Below are 21,429 nucleotides of genomic sequence, written 5' to 3' on the forward strand. Positions count from 1 at the left end.
GGTCGAGCCGATCTCGGCTACCGACGGGTAAATTCCCTCGTGCCTGCTCGCGTGCAACGATGATGATGTGACCGGAGAACCACCCACCACCTCAGGCACCCGCACCGGCTCGACCCCCTCGGTGATCCACGAGGGCCTGCCGACCCAGCTGCCCGACATCGACCCGGACGAGACCCACGACTGGCTCGACTCCTTTGACTCCCTCGTCGACGAGCGGGGCCGCGAGCGGGCCCGTTACGTGATGCTGCGTCTGCTCGAACGTGCGCGTGAGATGCAGGTCGGCGTGCCCGCCCTGCGCAGCACCGACTACATCAACACCATCCCGCCCGAGCGCGAGCCGTGGTTCCCCGGGGACGAGGAGACCGAGCGCCGGATCCGGGCGTTCATCCGCTGGAACGCCGCGGTGATGGTCTCCAGCGCGAACCGCAAGGGCCTCGAGGTCGGCGGGCACATCGCGACGTACCAGTCCTCGGCCAGCCTCTACGAGGTCGGCTTCAACCACTTCTTCCGCGGCAAGGACCACCCCGGCGGTGGCGACCAGGTCTACATCCAGGGCCACGCCTCGCCGGGCGTCTACTCCCGCGCGTTCCTCGAGGGTCGCCTGAGCGAGGAGCAGCTCTACCGCTTCCGCCAGGAGGTCCAGCACGGGCCGGGCGCCGGCCTGCCGTCGTACCCCCACCCCCGGCTGATGCCGGAGTTCTGGGAGTTCCCGACGGTCTCCATGGGCCTGACCGGCATCAACTCCATCTACCAGGCGCGGTTCAACCGCTACCTGCAGAACCGCGGCATCAAGGACACCAGCCAGCAGCGCGTCTGGGCCTTCCTCGGCGACGGCGAGATGGCCGAGCCCGAGTCGCTCGGCGCGATCCGGATCGCGGCCCGCGAGGAGCTCGACAACCTCACCTGGGTCGTCAACTGCAACCTCCAGCAGCTCGACGGCCCGGTCACCGGCAACGGCAAGATCATCCAGGAGCTGGAGGCCAACTTCCGTGGCGCCGGCTGGAACGTGATCAAGGTCGTCTGGGGTCGTGAGTGGGACCCGCTGCTCGCCCGCGACGTCGACGGCGTGCTCGTCAACAAGATGAACACCACGCCGGACGGCGCGTTCCAGACCTACTCGGTCGAGGACGGCGCCTACGTCCGCGAGAGCTTCTTCGGCGGCGACCCGCGGCTGCGGACGATGGTCGAGCACATGAGCGACCAGCAGATCCAGAAGCTGCCGCGCGGCGGTCACGACTACCGCAAGGTGTACGCCGCGTTCGACTCCGCCACCAAGCACGTCGGCCAGCCGACCGTGATCCTCGCCAAGACGATCAAGGGCTGGACGATCGACGCGCTGGAGGGCAAGAACGCCACCCACCAGATGAAGAAGCTGACCCCGGCCGACCTCAAGCGGTTCCGGGACCGGCTCTACCTGCCCATCTCCGACCGCGACCTCGAGCGGGCCTACGAGGAGACCGGCACCGCGCCGTTCTTCCACCCGGGCGCGGACTCCCCGGAGATCGAGTACATGCTCGAGCGGCGCCGCCAGCTCGGCGGGTCGCTGCCCAAGCGGGTGCTGCGCGCCAAGCCGCTGACGCTCCCGGGCGACAAGGCCTACGCCGAGCTCAAGCAGGGCTCGGGCAAGAACTCCGTCGCCACCACGATGGCCGTCGTCCGCCTGCTCAAGGACTGGATGAAGGACACCGAGATCGGCAAGCGGATCGTGCCGATCGCCCCGGACGAGTACCGGACCTTCGGCATGGACGCGATGTTCCCGAGCGCGAAGGTCTACAACCCGGCCGGCCAGAAGTACGAGTCGGTCGACCGCAACATGTTGCTCTCCTACAAGGAGTCGGCGCAGGGCCAGATGCTCCACGAGGGCATCTCGGAGGCCGGCGCGATGGCCTCGGCCACGGCCGCCGGGTCGTCGTACTCCACCCACGGCGAGCCGATGATCCCGTTCTACATCTTCTACTCGATGTTCGGGTTCCAGCGGACCGGTGACTCGATCTGGGCGATGGCCGACCAGCTCGCCCGCGGCTTCCTGATCGGCGCCACCGCCGGTCGCACGACGCTGACCGGTGAGGGCCTCCAGCACGCCGACGGCCACTCCCCGCTCCTCGCGGTGACCAACCCGGCGGTCGTGCACTACGACCCGGCCTACGCCTACGAGGTCGCGCACATCATGCGTTCGGGCCTCGAGCGGATGTACGGCACGTCCGGCCCCGAGGGCAACGGCGAGAACGTCATCTTCTACCTGACGGTCTACAACGAGCCGGTCCCCCAGCCCAAGGAGCCCGAGGACGTCGACGTCGCGGGCATCCTGCGCGGCATGCACCAGGTCTCGCGCGCCGAGGGCGAGGGCCCGAAGGTCACGCTGATGGCCTCGGGTGTCGGGATGCCGTGGATCGAGGACGCCAAGCGGATGCTGGCCGAGGAGTGGGGCGTCCAGGCCGACACCTGGTCGGTCACCTCGTGGAACGAGCTGGCCCGCGACGCCATCGCGGCCGAGGAGTGGAACCTGCTGCACCCCGGCGAGGAGCCGCGCTCCTCCTACGTCGAGGAGCGTCTCGTCGACGTCGAGGGCCCGGTCGTCGCGGTCTCGGACTTCATGCGAGCGGTCCCGCTGCAGATCGCGCGCTGGGTCCCCGGCGACTACCGCGTGCTCGGCGCGGACGGCTTCGGCTTCGCCGACACCCGTCCCGCCGCCCGCCGGTACTTCCACATCGACGCCCAGTCCGTCGTCGTCCAGGCCCTCCAGGCCCTGGCCGACGCCGGCCAGATCGACCGCGCCCAGGTCGAGAAGGCGTTCGCGACGTACCGCATCGACGACCCGACGGCCGTCGCCGACGTCAAGCAGGAGGGCGGGGACGCCTGAGCGTCCCCCACCCGAGCACCGACGACCCGAGCACCGACGACGGAGCCCCCGCACGCCGAGCGTGCGGGGGCTCCGTCGTCTGGGTCAGGGGTCGGGTAGCCAGGTGCCGTGTGGTCAGGCGCTGGTGATGTCGGTGACCGTGGCGACCGGCGCCGGCTCGCTGCGGCCGTGGGCGAGCAGCGCGCGCACGCGCTCGCGGTCGTACGTCGCCGCCTGGTTGGTCCGGATGAAGTCGTGCAGCAGCTTGGCGAACCGCTCGGGGTGGTCCTTGTGCGGGAAGTGCCCGGCGTTCGGGATGACCTCGACGCGCGACCGCGGGGCGAGCTCCCCGGCCCGGCCGGCGTGCCGCACGGGGATGACGCTGTCGTCGCGGCCCCACACGACCAGCATCGGCATCTCCTCGGTGAGGTAGGCCCGGTCGGCCATGGTGACGACCTGGCCCTTCCAGTCCACGACGCCGCGCACGACGTGGCGGATGGCGTGGCGGGCGGCCGGGTCCTTGAAGGAGTCGTAGATCTCGGCCATCTCGCCGAGGTCGCGGGCGTGGCGCGAGGGCAGGGCGGACATCAGCCGCATCCCCTGCTTGCCGGCGTGCCGGATGCCGGGCAGCGTCAGCACGCCCATCACCTGGTGGAAGCCCGGGGTGGTCACGGCGCGGATCACCGGGGTCACCTCGGGGCCGAGCCCGCCGGAGGCGACGAGCACCAGCCGCTCGGTGCGCTCGGGGTACTGGTAGGCGAACTGCATCGCGACGCCGCCGCCGAAGCTGTGCCCGACGACCGTGACCTCCTCGATCCCGAGGACGGTGAGCAGGTCGCGCATGCCGTTGGCGAAGCCGCCGAGGCTGTAGTCGGCCCGGGGCTTGTCGGACTGCCCGTGGCCGAGCAGGTCGGGGGCGATCACCGTGTAGCGGCGGGCCAGCAGGTCGATGACCGGCGCCCAGGTGCTGTGGCTGCAGCCGAGCCCGTGCAGCAGGAGGAGCGCGGGCCCCGTCCCGACCTTCACGAACGCGCGGCGGTGCCCGTGGATGGTGACGTGCTGGACCTCATGGGGCTTCGGGGACACGCGGTCCTCCTCGTCGGAGCTGGGGTGCTCGTGGTCCGCCGACCCTAGGGCCGAACCCGGGTCGGTGGGAGCGAGATCGCCCGTTTTTCCTTGCCTGCAACAAGATTCCGCGCCGCGAGCCTCCCGCGCGTCCTCCGATCGGTCGGACCGCCCCACCCCCCGGGCAGGTGCGCGGACTAGCCTCGTGGCGTGCCGAGCCCTCGCCCCGTGGTACCCACCTCGAGCACGGCCGATGCCCTGCAGCGGGCCACCGGAGCGCTGAGCACCGCGGCGACGGCCCGGATGGACGCCGAGCTGCCGTGGTTCCGCGACCTGAGCGCCCAGGACCGGTCCTGGGTCGGGCTGATCGTCCAGGCCGGCATCAAGGCCTTCGTCGACTGGTTCCGGGCCGACGACGGCACCCCCGCCCCGGGCGCCAACGAGCTGGCCGCGTCGGTCTTCGGCGCCGCGCCCCGCGCCCTCGCCGGCGTGATCAACCTCCAGCAGACCGTCGACCTGGTCCGCCTCTCGATCGCGGTCGTCGAGAGCGACATCGACCGGCTGCTCGACGCCGAGGACGTCCCGCCGGTGCGCGCCGCGGTGCTGCGCTACGCCCGCGAGGTCGCCTTCGCCACGGCCGAGGTCTACGCCCGGGCCGCGGAGGTCCGGGGCGCCTGGGACGCCCGGCTCGAGGCGCTCGTCGTGGACGCGGTCCTGCGCTCGGAGACCGACGAGGCGGTGCTCAGCCGGGCCAGCGCCCTGGGCTGGGGCGCCGCCGGCGACGTGGCCGTGGTCCTCGGCTCGGTGCCGCACGGCCGGACGGCCGCCGACCTGCCCGAGGAGGTACGCCGCGCGGCGCGGGCCGCGGGCCTCGAGGCGTTGTGCGCAGTGCAGGGCGACCGGCTGGTGGTGCTCCTGGGCGGCGTGGGCGACCCGCGCGTGGGGGCCGAGTCGGTCGCCGGCATCTTCGGGGACGGTCCGGTCGTCGTGGGCCCGGCCGCCGACGACCTGGCCGGCGCCCACGTCTCGGCCCGCGCCGCGGTCTCGGCCCACCGCGCGGCCGCCGGGTGGCCCGGGGCGCCGCGGCCGGTGCAGAGCATCGAGCTGCTGCCGGAGCGGGCGCTGGCCGGCGACGGGCACGCCCGCCGGCACCTGGTCGAGCAGCTCTACCTGCCGCTGCTGCAGGCCCGCGGCACGATGATCGAGACGCTGGCGACGTACCTCGACGAGGGGTCCTCGATCGAGGCCACCGCCCGGGTGCTCTTCGTCCACCCCAACACCGTCCGCTACCGGCTGCGCCAGGTCACCGAGCTCACCGGCTTCTCCCCCACCCGCCCCCGCGACGCCTTCGTCCTGCGCATCGCCCTGGTCCTCGGTCGCCAGTCCGGCCGGGTCACCTGACCCCGGCGGCGCGGGAGTCCTCGGGGTAGTCGCGACGCGGCGTCGGAAGTTGTCGGGTTCCTACAACAACGCCGGGTGTGATTTCGTCCGCGTCCGAGGCGAGCGGGAGCGGGTCGGGGCGGCAGGGTGGACCTCGTGCTCGTCATCGTCGCCCCGGGCCAAGGGGCCCAGACCCCCGGCTTCCTCCGCCCCTGGCTGGAGGACCCGACCTTCGCGTCGCGCTTCGAGTGGCTCGCCACCGTGGCCGACGTCGACCTGGTCGCCCACGGCACGGAGTCGGACGCCGAGACCATCCGCGACACCCGGATCGCGCAGCCGCTGCTGGTGGCGACCGGCCTGGTCGCCGCCCTCGAGCTCTTCCCGCACCCCGCCGACGCGTTCGCACGGATCGGCGCGGTCGCCGGCCACAGCGTCGGCGAGCTGACCGCCGCCGCGGGCGCCCGGGCCATCACCGCCGAGCAGGCGATGGTCCTGGTGCGCGAGCGCGGCAACGCCATGGCCGCCGCCTCCGCGGTGACGCCGACCGGCATGACCGCCGTCCTCGGTGGGGACCGCGACGAGGTGCTCGCCACCCTGGCGCGCCACGGCCTCACGGCCGCCAACGACAACGGCCCCGGCCAGGTCGTGGCCGCCGGCACCCTCGAGCAGCTCGCGGCGCTCGCCGACGACGCGCCCGCCAAGGCGCGCCTGATGCCGCTGAGCGTCGCCGGGGCGTTCCACACCGAGCACATGCGCCCGGCCGTCGACCACGTCACGCGGCTGGCCCGGTCGGTCTCCACCCACGACCCGCGCACCCGGGTCATCTCCAACCGCGACGGGCAGGTCGTCCACGACGGCCGCGAGGTCCTGCGCCGCATCGTCGGCCAGATCGCCAGTCCGGTGCGCTGGGACCTGTGCCTGGAGACGATGGCCGACCTCGGCGTCACCGGCATCCTCGAGATGCCGCCGGCCGGCACGCTGACCGGCATCGCCAAGCGCGCGCTCAAGGGCGTGGCGACCTTCGCGCTGAAGACCCCCGACCAGCTCGACGCGGCCCGGGCCTTCTGCGACGAGCACGGAGAGGCCTCGGCGATGGAGACCTCGCCCACCTGGCGGATGGTCGTCTCGCCGGTCAAGGGCACCTTCCACATCGCCGGCGCCGCCGCGGCGACCGACGTCCTGCCGGCGGGCGCACCGATCGGTGACGTCGCGAGCCTGCGCGACCGGATCCCGGTCACGGCCGCCCACGGCGGCCAGGTCGTCGAGTGGCTCGTCGAGGACGGCGACCTCGTCTCCCCCGGCCAGCCGCTGCTGCGCCTCCACCCAGAGGGCGCGGCCTGATGCCGGCCGCCATCCGCGCCGCGACGGGCGCACCCCACGCGCGCATCCTGGGCATCGGTGCCTACCGCCCGCGGCGCGTCGTGCCAAACTCCGAGGTCGTCGCCGCGATCGACTCCAGCGACGAGTGGATCCAGCAGCGCTCCGGCATCAAGCAGCGCCGCTTCGCCGACCCCGACGAGACCATCGTGATGATGTCGGTCGCCGCCGCGCGGCAGGCGCTCGAGCGGGCCGGCGTCGACGTCAAGCAGGTCGACTGCGTCGTGGTGGCCACCGTCAGCCACCTCGTCCAGACCCCGGCCGCCGCGACCGCCATCGCCCACGAGCTCGGCACCGACCAGGCGGCGGCGTTCGACGTCTCCGCCGCCTGCGCCGGGTTCTGCCACGGCGTCGCCATGGCCGCGGACTTCGTGCGCGCCGGCAGCGCCCGCCACGTCCTGGTCGTCGGCGTCGAGCGGCTCTCCGACATCACCGACATGACCGACCGCGGCACCGCCTTCATCTTCGCCGACGGCGCCGGCGCGGCCGTCGTGGGACCGAGCGAGGAGCCCGGCATCGGGCCGGTCGTCTGGGGCTCCGACGGCGAGCAGGCCGACCTGATCCGCTCGCGTCACGACTGGCGCGACGTCCTGGCCGCCGAGGCGCCCGCGATGCCGCACCTGGTGATGCAGGGCAGCTCGGTCTTCCGGTGGGCCTCCTTCGCGATGGCCAAGGTCGCCCAGCAGGCGCTCGACCGCGCCGGGATCACCGCCGACCAGCTCGACTGCTTCGTCCCCCACCAGGCCAACATGCGCATCACCGACGCGATGGCGCGCTCGATGAAGCTCCCCGACACCGTCCGGATCGCCCGCGACATCGCCGAGCAGGGCAACACCTCGGCCGCGTCGATCCCGCTCGCCCTCGACCGGATGATCGCCGAGGGCGACGCCCGCTCCGGCGACACCGCGCTGCTCGTCGCCTTCGGCGCCGGCCTGGCGTACGCCGCCCAGGTCGTCACCGTCCCCTGACCCGCGGGCGCGAGCCGCGCCCGGCAGGTCCCACGATTCCCGCACCACCCCCAACCCGAGAGGAAGCACGCATGGCAACCACCGAGGAGATCCGCTCCGACCTCGCCGAGATCGTCAACGAGGTCGCCGGCGTCGACGCCGCGGACGTCCAGCTGGACAAGGCCTTCGTCGAGGACCTCGACGTCGACTCGCTGTCCATGGTCGAGGTCGTCGTCGCCGCCGAGGAGAAGTTCGGCGTCTCCATCCCCGACGACGAGGTCAAGAACCTCCGCACCGTCGGCGACGCCGTGGCCTTCATCGAGCGCGCCTCGGCCTGACGGCCCGCGTCACCGACCCGCCCGCACGTCCCCTCCCCGAGGAGCAGTCATCATGTCCGCCAAGCGCGTCGTCGTCACCGGCCTGGGAGCCACCTCCCCGGTCGGGGGCGACGTCCCCTCCACCTGGTCCGCCCTGCTCGAGGGCCGCTCGGGCGTCACGCCGCTCACCGAGGAGTGGGCCGAGCCCCTGGGCGCGCGCATCGCCGCCCGGGTGGCGGTCGAGCCCGGCGAGGTCCTGGACCGGGTGAAGGCACGCCGGATGGACCGCTCGGGCCAGCTGGCCATGGTGGCTGCCCTCGAGGCCTGGGCCGACGCCGGCCTCTCCGGTTCCGCCACGGAGGCCGGCGTCGACCCGGAGCGGTTCTCGGTCGCGATGGCCTCGGGCATCGGCGGCGTCACCACGCTGCTGAACAACTACGACGCGCTGCTCGCCAAGGGCCCGCGCCGGGTCTCGCCGCTCGCGATCCCGATGCTCATGCCGAACGGCCCGGCGGCGGGCATCGGGCTCGCGCTCGGCGCGAAGTCCGGCGTGCACACCCCCGTGTCGGCCTGCGCGTCGGGCAACGAGGCGATCGCCCTGGGCATCGACCTGATCCGCCTCGGCCGCGCCGACATCGTCGTCTGCGGCGGCACCGAGGCGGCGGTCCACGCGCTGCCGATGGCGGCCTTCGGCCAGATGATGGCGCTCTCCAAGCGCAACGACGACCCCGCCGCGGCCTCGCGGCCGTGGGACAAGGGCCGCGACGGCTTCGTGCTCGGCGAGGGCGCCGCCGCGCTGGTCCTGGAGTCCGCCGAGCATGCCGCCGCGCGCGGCGCCCGGGTGTACGCCGAGGCCGGCGGCGCCGGCATCACCGCCGACTCCCACGACATCGCCCAGCCCGACCCGGTCGGCGCGGGCGCCACCCGCGCCATGCGCTTCGCGCTCCGCGACGCCGACCTCTCCCCTGCCGACATCGTCCACATCAACGCCCACGCCACCTCGACCCCCCAGGGCGACGTGGCCGAGGCGCTCGCCATCCGCAACGCGCTCGGTGACGAGGGCGCCGGGGCCGTGCTGACCTCCACCAAGTCGATGACCGGCCACCTCCTCGGCGCGGCCGGCGCGCTGGAGTCGGTCGCGACGGTGCTCGCGATCCACCACCGCACGGTGCCCGCGACGATCAACCTCGAGGACCCCGAGGACATCGGCCTCGACGTGGCCGACAAGGTCCGCGACCTGCCCGCCGGGGACATCGCCGCGCTCAACAACTCCTTCGGGTTCGGCGGCCACAACGTCGCCCTCGCGTTCCGGAGCGTCCCGTGACCCAGGCCCCCACCGCGCCCCGCACGGCGACCAAGCTCCCGCGCGAGCAGGACCCCCGCCACCCGGTCACCCGGCTGCGGGCCCTGGTCGACGAGGGCAGCCTCGAGCTGATCACCCCCGACGACGACTCCGGCATGGTCGCCGCGGTCGGCACCGTCGACGGCACCCACGTCGTCGCGTTCTGCTCCGACGCGACCGTCATGGGCGGCGCGATGGGCGACCAGGGCTGCCAGGTCGTCGTCGACGCCTACCACCGCGCGATGACCGACGGCGTCCCGATCATCGGCCTGTGGCACTCCGGCGGCGCCCGCCTCGCCGAGGGCGTGCTGTCCCTGCACGCCGTCGGCCGGATCTTCAAGGTGATGACGCAGGCCTCGGGCCGCGTGCCGCAGATCTCCGTCGTGCTCGGCCCCGCCGCCGGCGGCGCGGCGTACGGTCCCGCGCTCACCGACGTCGTCGTGCTGGGCCCCGAGGGCCGCATCTTCGTCACCGGCCCCGACGTCGTCCGGTCGGTCACCGGCGAGGACGTCGACATGCTCCGCCTCGGCGGGCCCGAGCCCCACGGCCGCCGCTCCGGCGTGGTCCACGTGCTCGCCGAGACCGAGCGCGAGGCGCTCGACCAGGCGCGGCGGGTGGCGCACCTGCTCGGCGCCCAGGGCAGCCTGCGGGTCGCCGACGTCGAGGACCGCGACCTCGCCGCGCAGCTGCCGGAGTCGCGCAAGCGGGCCTACGACGTCCACCCGCTCGTGGAGACCGTCCTCGACGACGACACGATGCTCGAGCTGCACGCCCGCTGGGCGCCCAACATCGTCACCGCCCTCGGCCGGCTCGGCGGCCGGACCGTCGGCGTCGTCGCCAACAACCCGCTGCGCCTCGGCGGCTGCCTCGACTCGCTCTCGGCCGAGAAGGCCAGCCGCTTCGTGCGGATGTGCGACGCGCTCGGCGTGCCGCTGGTGGTCCTCGTGGACGTGCCGGGCTACCTGCCCGGTGTCGGCCAGGAGTGGGACGGCGTCGTACGCCGTGGCGCGAAGCTGCTGCACGCGTTCGCGGAGTGCGTGGTCCCGCGGGTGACGCTGGTGACCCGCAAGACCTACGGCGGCGCCTACATCGCGATGAACTCCCGCTCCCTCGGCGCGACCCGGGTCTTCGCCTGGCCCGGCGCGGAGGTCGCCGTCATGGGTGCGGTCGCGGCGATCCGCGTCCTCCACCGCCGCCGGCTCGCGGAGGTCGCCCCCGAGATCCGCCCCCAGGTCGAGGCCGAGCTCGCCGCCGAGCACGAGCGGCTCGCGGGCGGGGTCGACAAGGCGGTCGAGATCGGCGTCGTGGACGAGGTCGTCGACCCCGCCCTGACCCGATCGGCGCTGGCCCGCGCCATCGACGCGGCCGTCCAGGCCGAGGGCGTCCGGCACGGCGCGCACGGCAACATCCCCCTCTGAGCCGGACCGGGGGCAGCGTCGGGCCCGCCGGACACGCCCTGGGGTATGCGGCGACCGGTCGGTGGGCAGGATGACGGCATGGTCGACCTCGCCGCCCGCGTCCTCGTCCGCCCGCTCGCGCTCGCGCTCCTCGTCGTGCTCGCCCTCCCCGGGACCGCCGGCGCGGCGCTGGACGTCAAGCCGGAGTGGGGCAAGGTCATGGCGGCCAACGGGGTCCTGAAGAAGGGCTGCGCGTCCTACCCCTACCGCTACCGGCTCACGCTCCCCACCGACGACTGGGAGATGGAGGTCGTGATCAAGGACCCCGACGGGCGCTCGGTCGGCTCGGCGTTCCTCGTGAGCGACAGCGAGCCCACGGCCGGGAAGCGCTGGTTCAAGATGTGCGGCGTCGTGACCCGGCCCGGCAAGTTCACCATCCGCACCAAGCTCGCCGTCTGGGACGGCTGGAGCGAGGAGCCGGGCCGGTTGCGCACCGAGACGTTCCGCCTGCGCAAGCCGTGAGCCTCGCCCGGCCGTAACCCCGGGCGCCGGAGGTGCGTTGCACACGTGACCGCTGCCACACCCCGGAGGTCCCGATGCCGCGCCCACTGCTGATCCTCGCGCCCGTGCTGCTCGCCCTCCTGCTGGGCCTGGGCGCGGCGATCCAGCCGGCTGCGGCCTACCAGCACAAGGACTGGGGCAAGACCAGCGCACCCGACCGCAAGCTGCGCGAGGGCTGCCACCGGTACAACTACCACTACGTCATCGACCCGCCGAGCGACGACTGGGCCGCTGAGACGTTCCTCATCGACCCGACCGGCGAGAAGCTCGCGTCCGGGGCGTTCGACGTCGACGCCGATCCGGCGAAGGGGAAGTCGAGCTGGACGATCTGCGACGCCTCGACGAAGCCCGGACGGTTCACCATCAAGATGCGGGTGACGTGGCAGACGAGCCTCACCGAGATCCACAAGGGCTGGGTCAAGCCGTCGCACTTCCGGCTCTACCGCAAGCGCTGAGGTCCGCGGCCCGTCGCCGGGCCGCGGCTCAGACGACCTGGTGCAGCCAGCGGACCGGCGCGCCGTCGCCGGCGTGCCGGAAGGTCTCCAGCTCGTCGTCCCACGGCTTGCCGAGCAGCTTGTCGATCTCGACGAGCAGCGTCGTGTCGCCGAGGGCGGCCTTGACGACCGCGGCCTTGAGCCGGTCCTCGGGGATCATGATGTCACCGTGGAGGCCCGTGACGGCGTGGAAGACGCCGAGCTCGGGGGTGTAGGAGTAGCGGGAGCCCTCGGTGCCCGATGTGGGCTCCTCGGTCACCTCGAAGCGCAGGTGGTTCCAGCCGCGCAACGCCGAGGCGATGGCGGCGGCCGACCCCGGCGCGCCGGTCCAGGACAGCTCGGCGCGGTAGGTGCCTGCCTGCGCCGGCTGGGGGGTCCAGTCGGCGTTGACGGCAGCACCCAGCACACCGCCGACGGCCCACTCGATGTGCGGGCACAGCGCGGACGGCGCTGAGTGGACGTACAGGACGCCCCTCGTCGCGGTGCGGGTAGCAGTGCGTGCGGTCACCGTGACCTCCTTCTTCCTCCGGCGCGAGCTACGCCTTCCCCAGCGATCTCGTGTCGGTCGAAGTCAGTCGAGTGACAACGATGTAGTTGTGGTCCCATTGTGACGCATGATGCCCCTGAGCACCAGCGCTACGCCAGGCGGGTCGTCAGCGCGTCGCCCGGGCCACACCGGCGCGGTGCGGACCGAGCCCCAGGACGGTCCCCAGGACCTCCTCGGCGATGCCGAGCCCGCCGAGATGGCTCTCCCCGTCGATCGGGGTCAGCGCGGCGTCGGGAAGCCGGTCCACGACGTGCCGGCCGTGCCGGAACGGCACGATGTGGTCGGCGTCGCCGTGCCACCAGCGCACGGGCACCCCGACCTCGTCGAGCCGGAATCCCCAGTCCCGCGTGAACAGCACCAGGTCGGCCATCGGCGCGGAGATCTGGAACCGGCTGCCGTTGAGCAGGTCGTCGACGAACATCGCCTTGAACTCCGGGCGGCCGAGCAGCCTCCGGTCGCCCGCCGGCTGCACCGCGGCGTACAGGTCGAGGAAGGTGCCGGCGATCGGTCGCACCAGGCGGATCGCCTGGGTCAGCCCGACCCCGAGCGGAACCCGCGTCGCCTCGATCACCGGCGCGAGGCGCACGGCGAGCTGGATCGGGCCACCGGGCGCGGCGTCCGGCCCCACCGTCGGCGCCACTCCCCCGAGCACCCCGATGCCGTGCACCCGGTCGGGCATCGCGGCCCCGGCCGCCAGGACGTACGGCGCCCCACCGGACAGCCCGACCAGCCGTAGCGTGTCGACCGCGAGCGTGTCGAGCAGGACCGCGAGGTCCGCGGTCCAGTCCGCGACGTCGCGGTAGAGGTGCGGGGTCGACGTGCCGATCCCGGGCCGGTCGATGCCGATGATCCGCACCCCGCTGGCCTCGGCGAAGACCCGGGCCTCCAGCGGGATCTGCCGGCGCCCGCCGGGGGTGCCGTGCATCCACACCACGGCCGGCCCGCGCGCCGCGCCGTACTCCGCGAAGCTGAGGCGCCGTCCGGCACGGACGGCGACGGTGCCCTCGAGGGCGGGGCGCTCCAGGTACGTCACGGCGGGCAGTGTGCCACGGGTCACAGGGCGCTGGCGGCCTCGCTGCCGAACCGGACCGGACCGGGGTCGACGACGTTGACCGGGTCCACGAGCGCTCCGAGGCGGGTCCCGGAGCCCTCGGCCGCCGTGCCCCCGACCGCCGTTCCCTCGACGACCGAGCCGTCGACCAGGTCGAGCACCACGACCGTGACGTTGTCCCGCCCGCCGGCCGCCAGGGCGGCCTCGGTGAGAGCGGCGGCCGCCTCGTCCGGCGCGCCGGCGCCGAGCAGCTCCGCGACCTCCTCGTCCGGCACGAGGTCGGTGAGCCCGTCGCTGCAGACCAGGAAGCGGTCACCGACCGCGGCCTCGACGGGCACGAGGTCGATGCCCTGGTCGGCGGGGTCGCCGTCGACGGAGCGGAGGACGACGTTGCGCCACGGGTGCCGGCCGACGGCCTCCGGGCCGAGCTGCCCCGTGGCGACCAGGTGGGCGACGTAGGTGTGGTCGGTGGAGAGCTGGGCCAGGGCGCCGTCCCGGAGCCGGTAGGCACGGGAGTCCCCCACGTGACCGAGCACGACCCGCTCGCCGTCGCACATCAGCACGGTGAGGGTGGTCGCCATCCCGAGCCGGGTGAGGTCCTGCTGGATCGCCCGGCGGATGCCCGCCCGGGCCCGGTCGGCGCCCAGGACGAGCGTCCGCTCCGGCGTGTCGGCGCCCGCGTCCAGGACCGCGCCGACGACGGCGGCTGCGACCGTCGCGGAGGCGACCTCACCGGCCTCGGCGCCCCCCACCCCGTCGGCCACGAGGCCGACACACGGGGCGAGGAAGCCGGAGTCCTCGTTGTGGTCGCGCACGTGGCCCGTGTGAGTGGCACCGGCTCCCGAGAACCACATCATCGACACTCCTCCACGACTGCCCGCAGTGAACCGCCGCTCGACGCGGGGGTCAAGGACCAGGGTCGCTGTACCCGACGCATGTCGTCCGTAAGCGCGGTGTGACGTGCCCTACTCTCTCGGGCATGACGACCGACGTCGCCCTCGAGGTGCGCCCGCGGCGTCGCCTCGTCCGCTGGGTCGTGCCGGCGCTCCTGGGGCTCGCGCTCCTGGCCGTGCTCGGCTGGTACGCCACGCACCCGCCCGTGCTCGCCACCTCGGCCGACCAGCGCCGGGCGACCACCGCGGTGGACACGCCGGTCTACGTCGGGATGTTCGCGGCACCGGGCGACCGCACCCTCGCCGTGGACGGCGTCAAGGTGCACGCCACCGCCAACACCGACGTCGACGTGGCTCCCCTGCTGTGCAAGGGCGGATCGCCGGTGGTCACCTCCGACCCCGCGACGTTCTGCCGGGAGCTGGTCGCGCCGGCGGGCAACCGCCTCGAGCCCGGCGACTCCCTGGTGGTCGAGGTGAGCGCTGCGACGCCGGCCGTGGTGGTGCTGGACCGGATCCGGGTCGGCTACCAGGACGGGATCCGTGCCGGGACCCAGGAGGCCGGGGTCGAGCACGCCGTGGTCACCGTGCTGGGACGCTGACCACGGCGGACGACTCACTCCTGCGGGATGCGCTTCTCGAGCGCGTCGGCGCGAGCGGCGGCGTCGGTGATCTCGTCGCTGTCGACCGCGTGCGTGCGGTGGAACCAGGTGAGCGCGTCGTTGAGCCGGCCCGCGGCCTCGAGGGTGTCGGCGTAGGCGTAGCGCAGCCGGACCACCCACGACGAGCGGTTCTTCGAGGTCAGCGGCGCCAGCTCCAGGGTGCGGAGCGCGGCGTCGAGCTGACCCATGTCGCGCCGGGCGCCGGCCTCGACGATGGTCATCTCGGCCTTGGCCTCGGGCGCGAAGTTCGCCACCGACGGGCTCTTCGCGAGCTTGAGCGCCTGGTCGGGGTGGCCGAGCGCGCGGTGGCAGTCGGCCATGATCGGCAGGTACGCCGTCTGACCGTTCATCCGCTTGGCGGCGCGCAGCTCGGCGAGCGCCTCGGCGTAGTGACCCGCGGCGTACGCCGCCTCGCCGGTCGCCTCGCGGACGACCGCGAGCCGCGGTGCACGGGCCCGGGCCGCCAGCGTGTGCTGGTAGGCGGTCTCCGGGTCGTCGTCGATGAGCGACCCGGCCGCAGCGAGGTGGCGGGCCACCCGCGACGCGAGCTTCTCGGGCAGGCCCTTGAGCTGCGCCGTGATCGCCCGGTCGAGCTCCTTGCCGGTGATGTGCTCTGGCAGGTCCGGACCGTCGTAGCGGGCCTGCTCCTGGGTGCGGTCGACCTGCTTGTCGGTCGGGCGCTTCCAGTCCTGCTTGCGGCCCGGCCGGTCGCCACGGTCGCTGCGCTCGGGACGGCTGCCCCGCTCGGGGCGACCGCCACCGGTGCGCCGGTCGCGGCGGTCCTCGCTGCGCGGCTCGAAGCGGTCGGAGCGCTCGCTGGAGCGACTCGAGCCACCGGTGCCACCGGAGCCACCGGGGCCGGCCTTCTGCGGGCGTCCGCTGCCGGACCTGTCCGGGCGGCCTCCGCCCGACGCGGCGGGACGGCCACGGCCACCGGAGGCAGGCTTCCCGCTCCGTGGCCCTCCGGACCGGCTTCCGCCGCCCGATCCCTGGGACGGCCGCTGGTTGCGACGCTCCTCGGCCACGACACACCTCTTCGCTTCCTGGCCCGCTGGGCCCGTTCCGACGTACTTCGGGGGGAAAAACACGTAGAGGCCACCTTGCGGTGGCCTCTACGGAGTGTATGTCCGGCGGCGTCCTACTCTCCCACAACCTCGCGGTTGCAGTACCATCGGCGCTGAAAGGCTTAACTTCCGGGTTCGGGAAGGGACCGGGTGTTTCCCTTTCGCTATGGCCGCCGTAACTCTAGCGGTCCACACTCCATCGACTCCGGGCACGGATGTGCTCTTCGGGGATGGCGTGTGTTCCAAGCCTCTATTCACCTGTGACCCACTCACGTGGGCGGTGTTGTGTTCTGGATTCGTGGACGCGAGCACTCGCAAGGACAGTTGTTGTCTTGGTTGAGTGGTTGTGGGACAAGCCCTCGGCCTATTAGTACCGGTCGGCTAGGCATTACTGCTGTACACCTCCGGCCTATCAACCCAGTGTTCTGCTGGGGGCCTTACCCACTTAACGTGGTGGGAAACCTCATCTTGAAACGTGCTTCCCGCTTAGATGCATTCAGCGGTTATCACTTCCGAACGTAGCTAACCAGCCGTGCCCCTGGCGGGACAACTGGCACACCAGAGGTTCGTCCATCCCGGTCCTCTCGTACTAGGGACAGCCTTTCTCAAGTTTCCTGCGCGCGCGGCGGATAGGGACCGAACTGTCTCACGACGTTCTAAACCCAGCTCGCGTGCCGCTTTAATGGGCGAACAGCCCAACCCTTGGGACCTGCTCCAGCCCCAGGATGCGACGAGCCGACATCGAGGTGCCAAACCATCCCGTCGATATGGACTCTTGGGGAAGATCAGCCTGTTATCCCCGGGGTACCTTTTATCCGTTGAGCGACCACGCTTCCACATGCCGTGGCCGGATCACTAGTTCCGACTTTCGTCCTGCTCGACATGTCTGTCTCACAGTCAAGCTCCCTTGTGCACTTACACTCGCCACCTGATTGCCAACCAGGCTGAGGGAACCTTTGAGCGCCTCCGTTACATTTTAGGAGGCAACCGCCCCAGTTAAACTACCCATCAGGCACTGTCCCTGATCCGGATTACGGACCTAGGTTAGACATCTAGTACGACCAGAGTGGTATTTCAACGATGACTCCACACCCACTGGCGTGAATGCTTCACAGTCTCCCACCTATCCTACACAAGCCGAACCAAACACCAATACCAAACTATAGTAAAGGTCCCGGGGTCTTTCCGTCCTGCCGCGCGTAACGAGCATCTTTACTCGTAGTGCAATTTCGCCGAGTCCACGGTTGAGACAGCGCCCAAGTCGTTACTCCATTCGTGCAGGTCGGAACTTACCCGACAAGGAATTTCGCTACCTTAGGATGGTTATAGTTACCACCGCCGTTTACTGGGGCTTAAGTTCTCCGCTTCGAACCCTAAGGCTCTAACAGGTCCCCTTAACCTTCCAGCACCGGGCAGGAGTCAGTCCGTATACATCGTCTTACAACTTCGCACGGACCTGTGTTTTTAGTAAACAGTCGCTTGGGCCTGGTCTCTGCGGCCTCCTCCGCTTCCCCACGCAAGGTGGTTGACGGATCGGGCCCCCCTTCTCCCGAAGTTACGGGGGCATTTTGCCGAGTTCCTTAACCATGGTTCGCTCGATCGCCTTGGTATTCTCTACCTGATCACCTGAGTCGGTTTGGGGTACGGGCGGCGCATAGCTCGCTAGAGGTTTTTCTCGACAGCATAGGATCATCCACTTCCCCATACGGGTCCCCATCAGATCTCAGACTCGTCATCAAAGACAGCCGGACGGATTTGCCTACCCGACGTCCTACATCCTTGGCCACGGACAACCATCGCCGTGGTTGGACTACCTTCCTGCGTCACCCCATCGCTTGACTACTACCAGCTCGGGTCCCACGCTCCGCCACATCCCATCCCCCCGAAGGGTTCAGTAAACGTGGTTTCGGGTGGTTAGCATCACCAGGTTCGTCATGGGCGCTACTTTGCCGGTACGGGAATATCAACCCGTTGTCCATCGACTACGCCTGTCGGCCTCGCCTTAGGTCCCGACTTACCCAGGGCAGATTAGCTTGACCCTGGAACCCTTGATCATTCGGCGCACGTGTTTCTCACACGTGATTCGCTACTCATGCCTGCATTCTCACTCGTGTCGGATCCACCCCTGGGTCACCCCGGAGCTTCACTCCCGACACGACGCTCCCCTACCCATCCACACACCTGAACCACAAGAGCTTAGTTATTGTGTGAATGCCATAGCTTCGGCGGATGACTTGAGCCCCGCTACATTGTCGGCGCGGAATCACTTGACCAGTGAGCTATTACGCACTCTTTCAAGGGTGGCTGCTTCCAAGCCAACCTCCTGGTTGTCAATGCGACTCCACATCCTTTTCCACTTAGTCACCGCTTAGGGGCCTTAGCTGATGGTCTGGGCTGTTTCCCTCTCGACTACGGAGCTTATCCCCCGCAGTCTCACTGCCGCGCTCTCACTTACCGGCATTCGGAGTTTGGCTAACGTCAGTAACCTTGTAGGGCCCATCGGCTATCCAGTGCTCTACCTCCGGCAAGAAACACGCGACGCTGCACCTAAATGCATTTCGGGGAGAACCAGCTATCACGAAGTTTGATTGGCCTTTCACCCCTATCCACAGGTCATCCCCTCAGTTTTCAACCTAAGTGGGTTCGGTCCTCCACGCGGTCTTACCCGCGCTTCAACCTGCCCATGGATAGATCACTTCGCTTCGGGTCTTGATCGTGCTACTCAACCGCCCTATTAGGACTCGCTTTCGCTACGGCTTCCCCACACGGTTAACCTCGCAACACAACGCAAACTCGCAGGCTCATTCTTCAAAAGGCACGCCATCACCCCAACACCCACAAGGGGCAGCCGGGCTCTGACGGATTGTAGGCACACGGTTTCAGGTACTATTTCACTCCCCGCCAGGGGTACTTTTCACCTTTCCCTCACGGTACTTGTCCGCTATCGGTCATCAAGGAGTATTTAGGCTTAACGGGTGGTCCCGCCAGATTCACACGGAATTTCAGGGGTTCCGTGTTACTTGGGATACCGTCCCAGAGACGAACGCTTACGCATACGGGGCTATCACCCTCTACGGCGCTGCTTTCCAACAGACTTCGACTTCACGAACGTTTTCTTACTCTGTGTCGATCCGGCAGAATCAACAAGACAGTCCCACGACCCCTCATGCGCAACCCCTGCCGGGTATCACACGCATAAGGTTTAGCCTCTTCCGATTTCGCTCGCCACTACTCTCGGAATCACTTTTGTTTTCTCTTCCTGCCGGTACTGAGATGTTTCACTTCCCGGCGTTCCCTCCACACACCCTATATATTCAGGTGCAGGTAACTGGACATGACTCCAGCTGGGTTCCCCCATTCGGACATCCCCGGATCAACGCTCGGTTGCCAACTCCCCAGGGCTTATCGCAGGCTCCTACGTCCTTCATCGGCTCTTGATGCCAAGGCATCCACCATGTGCCCTTCATAGCTTGTCTCACAAACACTCAACGAAGACAACAACTACAAAAGTTTCTTACAAGATGCTCGCGTCCACTATCCAGTTCACAAACAACAACCCCACCACCAGCCACCACACCGACCAAAGAATCGGAGGGGGTCTGCGGAGGAACAGCACTGAGGGAGTGATCCCCCAGAGCCCAACAGTGTGTCAACCATCCCCAGCTCCACCAGACCCCCAGGTTCCACACCCGATGTCAGCACCCAAACCCCCAAAGGAGCTTGAACACCAGCACGAGCAGTACTGAGAGGACCCGGCACAACCAGGCACAGCATCATCGACGATTCCACTAGTGAGACACCCCCATCGTCACCACACATTCGGTGGTGATCGGGATGTGTGCTCCTTAGAAAGGAGGTGATCCAGCCGCACCTTCCGGTACGGCTACCTTGTTACGACTTCGTCCCAATCGCCAGCCCCACCTTCGACGGCTCCCTCCCACAAGGGGTTAGGCCACCGGCTTCGGGTGTTGCCGACTTTCGTGACGTGACGGGCGGTGTGTACAAGGCCCGGGAACGTATTCACCGCAGCGTTGCTGATCTGCGATTACTAGCGACTCCGACTTCATGGGGTCGAGTTGCAGACCCCAATCCGAACTGAGACCGGCTTTTTGGGATTCGCTCCGCCTCGCGGCATCGCAGCCCTTTGTACCGGCCATTGTAGCATGCGTGAAGCCCTGGACATAAGGGGCATGATGACTTGACGTCATCCCCACCTTCCTCCGAGTTGACCCCGGCAGTCTCCTATGAGTCCCCGGCATAACCCGCTGGCAACATAGGACGAGGGTTGCGCTCGTTGCGGGACTTAACCCAACATCTCACGACACGAGCTGACGACAGCCATGCACCACCTGTACACCGACAAAAAGGGGCACCATCTCTGGCGCTTTCCGGCGTATGTCAAACCCAGGTAAGGTTCTTCGCGTTGCATCGAATTAATCCGCATGCTCCGCCGCTTGTGCGGGCCCCCGTCAATTCCTTTGAGTTTTAGCCTTGCGGCCGTACTCCCCAGGCGGGGCGCTTAATGCGTTAGCTGCGGCACGGAACCCATGGAATAGGCCCCACACCTAGCGCCCAACGTTTACGGTGTGGACTACCAGGGTATCTAATCCTGTTCGCTCCCCACACTTTCGCTCCTCAGCGTCAGGACATGCCCAGAGAACCGCCTTCGCCACCGGTGTTCCTCCTGATATCTGCGCATTTCACCGCTACACCAGGAATTCCGTTCTCCCCTGCATGCCTCTAGTCTGCCCGTATCGAAAGCAAGCACCGAGTTAAGCCCGGTGTTTTCACTCCCGACGCGACAAACCGCCTACGAGCCCTTTACGCCCAATAATTCCGGACAACGCTCGCACCCTACGTATTACCGCGGCTGCTGGCACGTAGTTGGCCGGTGCTTCTTCTGCGGGTACCGTCACTTTCGCTTCGTCCCCGCTGAAAGAGGTTTACAACCCGAAGGCCGTCATCCCTCACGCGGCGTTGCTGGATCAGGCTTCCGCCCATTGTCCAATATTCCCCACTGCTGCCTCCCGTAGGAGTCTGGGCCGTGTCTCAGTCCCAGTGTGGCCGGTCACCCTCTCAGGCCGGCTACCCGTCGAAGCCTTGGTAGGCCATTACCCCAACAAGCTGATAGGCCGCGAGCACATCCCCCACCGAAAAACTTTCCACACAGATCTCATGCGAAACTGTGTCGTATCCGGTATTAGACCCCGTTTCCGAGGCTTATCCCGAAGTGGAGGGCAGATTACTCACGTGTTACTCACCCGTTCGCCGCTCGTGTACCCCCGAAAGGGCCTTACCGCTCGACTTGCATGTGTTAAGCACGCCGCCAGCGTTCGTCCTGAGCCAGGATCAAACTCTCCGTTGAAAAACAACACCCAACACCAACCACAAGGACCAGTGCTGAGAAAAAGAGATGCCCTGACAGACGACACTGACAATTACATTGTCAGAATCATTGTCAAAGAAACCATCAACCAACCCAACCACCAAAAGGCA

General features: G+C 69.3%; 15 protein-coding genes and 3 rRNA genes. 10 read left to right on the forward strand and 8 right to left on the reverse strand.

Annotation, left to right across the window (positions count from 1 at the left end):
* The first annotated feature begins 121 nt into the window (after window positions 1–121).
* Window positions 122–2,860: a pyruvate dehydrogenase (acetyl-transferring), homodimeric type gene (gene aceE, locus HPC71_RS14080; RefSeq protein WP_216656642.1), complete on the forward strand. Its 2,739-nt coding sequence runs from the start codon at window positions 122–124 to the stop codon at window positions 2,858–2,860.
* A gap of 114 nt (window positions 2,861–2,974) precedes the next feature.
* Here the strand turns inward: aceE and HPC71_RS14085 are convergent, their stop codons facing one another.
* Complete coding sequence (locus HPC71_RS14085; protein WP_171896817.1) at window positions 2,975–3,925, reverse strand: alpha/beta fold hydrolase; 951 nt, start codon at window positions 3,923–3,925, stop codon at window positions 2,975–2,977.
* Between the two features lie 189 nt (window positions 3,926–4,114).
* On the opposite strand from HPC71_RS14085, the gene HPC71_RS14090 reads away from it, so the two are divergent.
* The 8 genes from HPC71_RS14090 (at window position 4,115) to HPC71_RS14125 (ending at window position 11,680) form a co-directional block, all read left to right on the forward strand.
* Window positions 4,115–5,305 carry a PucR family transcriptional regulator gene (locus HPC71_RS14090; protein ID WP_253943719.1) on the forward strand — a complete coding sequence of 397 codons (1,191 nt, stop codon included), beginning with the start codon at window positions 4,115–4,117 and terminating at the stop codon, window positions 5,303–5,305.
* Between the two features lie 135 nt (window positions 5,306–5,440).
* A complete protein-coding gene (locus tag HPC71_RS14095) occupies window positions 5,441–6,625 on the forward strand; it encodes an acyltransferase domain-containing protein (RefSeq protein ID WP_171897326.1) in 1,185 nt (394 codons plus the stop codon).
* Window positions 6,625–7,629, forward strand: a complete 1,005-nt coding sequence (locus HPC71_RS14100) for a beta-ketoacyl-ACP synthase III (RefSeq protein WP_154616260.1) — start codon at window positions 6,625–6,627, stop codon at window positions 7,627–7,629. The genes HPC71_RS14095 and HPC71_RS14100 overlap by 1 nt, the downstream gene beginning before the upstream one ends.
* A gap of 71 nt (window positions 7,630–7,700) precedes the next feature.
* A complete protein-coding gene (locus HPC71_RS14105; protein ID WP_154616258.1) occupies window positions 7,701–7,946 on the forward strand; it encodes an acyl carrier protein in 246 nt (81 codons plus the stop codon).
* 52 nt (window positions 7,947–7,998) lie between these two features.
* Window positions 7,999–9,249, forward strand: coding sequence for a beta-ketoacyl-[acyl-carrier-protein] synthase family protein (locus HPC71_RS14110; protein WP_154616256.1), 1,251 nt, complete (start codon window positions 7,999–8,001; stop codon window positions 9,247–9,249).
* Window positions 9,246–10,685 (forward strand): acyl-CoA carboxylase subunit beta, encoded by a 1,440-nt coding sequence (locus HPC71_RS14115; protein ID WP_171896818.1) that lies wholly within the window; start codon window positions 9,246–9,248, stop codon window positions 10,683–10,685. Before HPC71_RS14110 ends, HPC71_RS14115 begins: the two co-directional genes overlap by 4 nt.
* Window positions 10,686–10,763: 78 nt before the next feature.
* Window positions 10,764–11,186 carry a hypothetical protein gene (locus tag HPC71_RS14120; protein ID WP_154616254.1) on the forward strand — a complete coding sequence of 141 codons (423 nt, stop codon included), beginning with the start codon at window positions 10,764–10,766 and terminating at the stop codon, window positions 11,184–11,186.
* A gap of 74 nt (window positions 11,187–11,260) precedes the next feature.
* Window positions 11,261–11,680 (forward strand): hypothetical protein, encoded by a 420-nt coding sequence (locus tag HPC71_RS14125; RefSeq protein WP_154616252.1) that lies wholly within the window; start codon window positions 11,261–11,263, stop codon window positions 11,678–11,680.
* 28 nt (window positions 11,681–11,708) lie between these two features.
* Here the strand turns inward: HPC71_RS14125 and HPC71_RS14130 are convergent, their stop codons facing one another.
* The 3 genes from HPC71_RS14130 to HPC71_RS14140 all read right to left on the reverse strand — a co-directional run bounded on the left by HPC71_RS14130 (window position 11,709) and on the right by HPC71_RS14140 (window position 14,132).
* Entirely contained in the window at window positions 11,709–12,227 is a 519-nt protein-coding gene (locus tag HPC71_RS14130; RefSeq protein WP_171896819.1) for a DUF3145 domain-containing protein, read from the reverse strand.
* A gap of 145 nt (window positions 12,228–12,372) precedes the next feature.
* Complete coding sequence (locus HPC71_RS14135; RefSeq protein WP_171896820.1) at window positions 12,373–13,299, reverse strand: alpha/beta fold hydrolase; 927 nt, start codon at window positions 13,297–13,299, stop codon at window positions 12,373–12,375.
* A 20-nt stretch (window positions 13,300–13,319) separates the two neighbouring features.
* On the reverse strand, window positions 13,320–14,132 hold the full coding sequence (locus HPC71_RS14140; RefSeq protein ID WP_171896821.1) for a PP2C family protein-serine/threonine phosphatase: 813 nt from the start codon (window positions 14,130–14,132) through the stop codon (window positions 13,320–13,322).
* 164 nt (window positions 14,133–14,296) lie between these two features.
* Between HPC71_RS14140 and HPC71_RS14145 the strand changes: the two genes are divergently transcribed.
* Window positions 14,297–14,809, forward strand: a complete 513-nt coding sequence (locus HPC71_RS14145; protein WP_154616248.1) for a hypothetical protein — start codon at window positions 14,297–14,299, stop codon at window positions 14,807–14,809.
* A gap of 14 nt (window positions 14,810–14,823) precedes the next feature.
* Here HPC71_RS14145 and HPC71_RS14150 read toward each other — a convergent pair whose 3' ends face one another.
* The 4 genes from HPC71_RS14150 to HPC71_RS14165 all read right to left on the reverse strand — a co-directional run bounded on the left by HPC71_RS14150 (window position 14,824) and on the right by HPC71_RS14165 (window position 21,298).
* A complete protein-coding gene (locus tag HPC71_RS14150; RefSeq protein WP_171896822.1) occupies window positions 14,824–15,894 on the reverse strand; it encodes a tetratricopeptide repeat protein in 1,071 nt (356 codons plus the stop codon).
* 100 nt (window positions 15,895–15,994) lie between these two features.
* Window positions 15,995–16,111: ribosomal RNA gene (rrf, locus tag HPC71_RS14155) — 5S ribosomal RNA — on the reverse strand.
* 169 nt (window positions 16,112–16,280) lie between these two features.
* Window positions 16,281–19,409: ribosomal RNA gene (locus HPC71_RS14160) — 23S ribosomal RNA — on the reverse strand.
* Window positions 19,410–19,782: 373 nt separating this feature from the next.
* A 16S ribosomal RNA gene (locus tag HPC71_RS14165) occupies window positions 19,783–21,298 on the reverse strand.
* The 16S, 23S and 5S rRNA genes sit together here, the layout of an rRNA operon.
* Between the last annotated feature and the right edge of the window lie 131 nt (window positions 21,299–21,429).

It is taken from the genome of Nocardioides marmotae, from assembly GCF_013177455.1.
Classification (GTDB): domain Bacteria; phylum Actinomycetota; class Actinomycetes; order Propionibacteriales; family Nocardioidaceae; genus Nocardioides; species Nocardioides marmotae.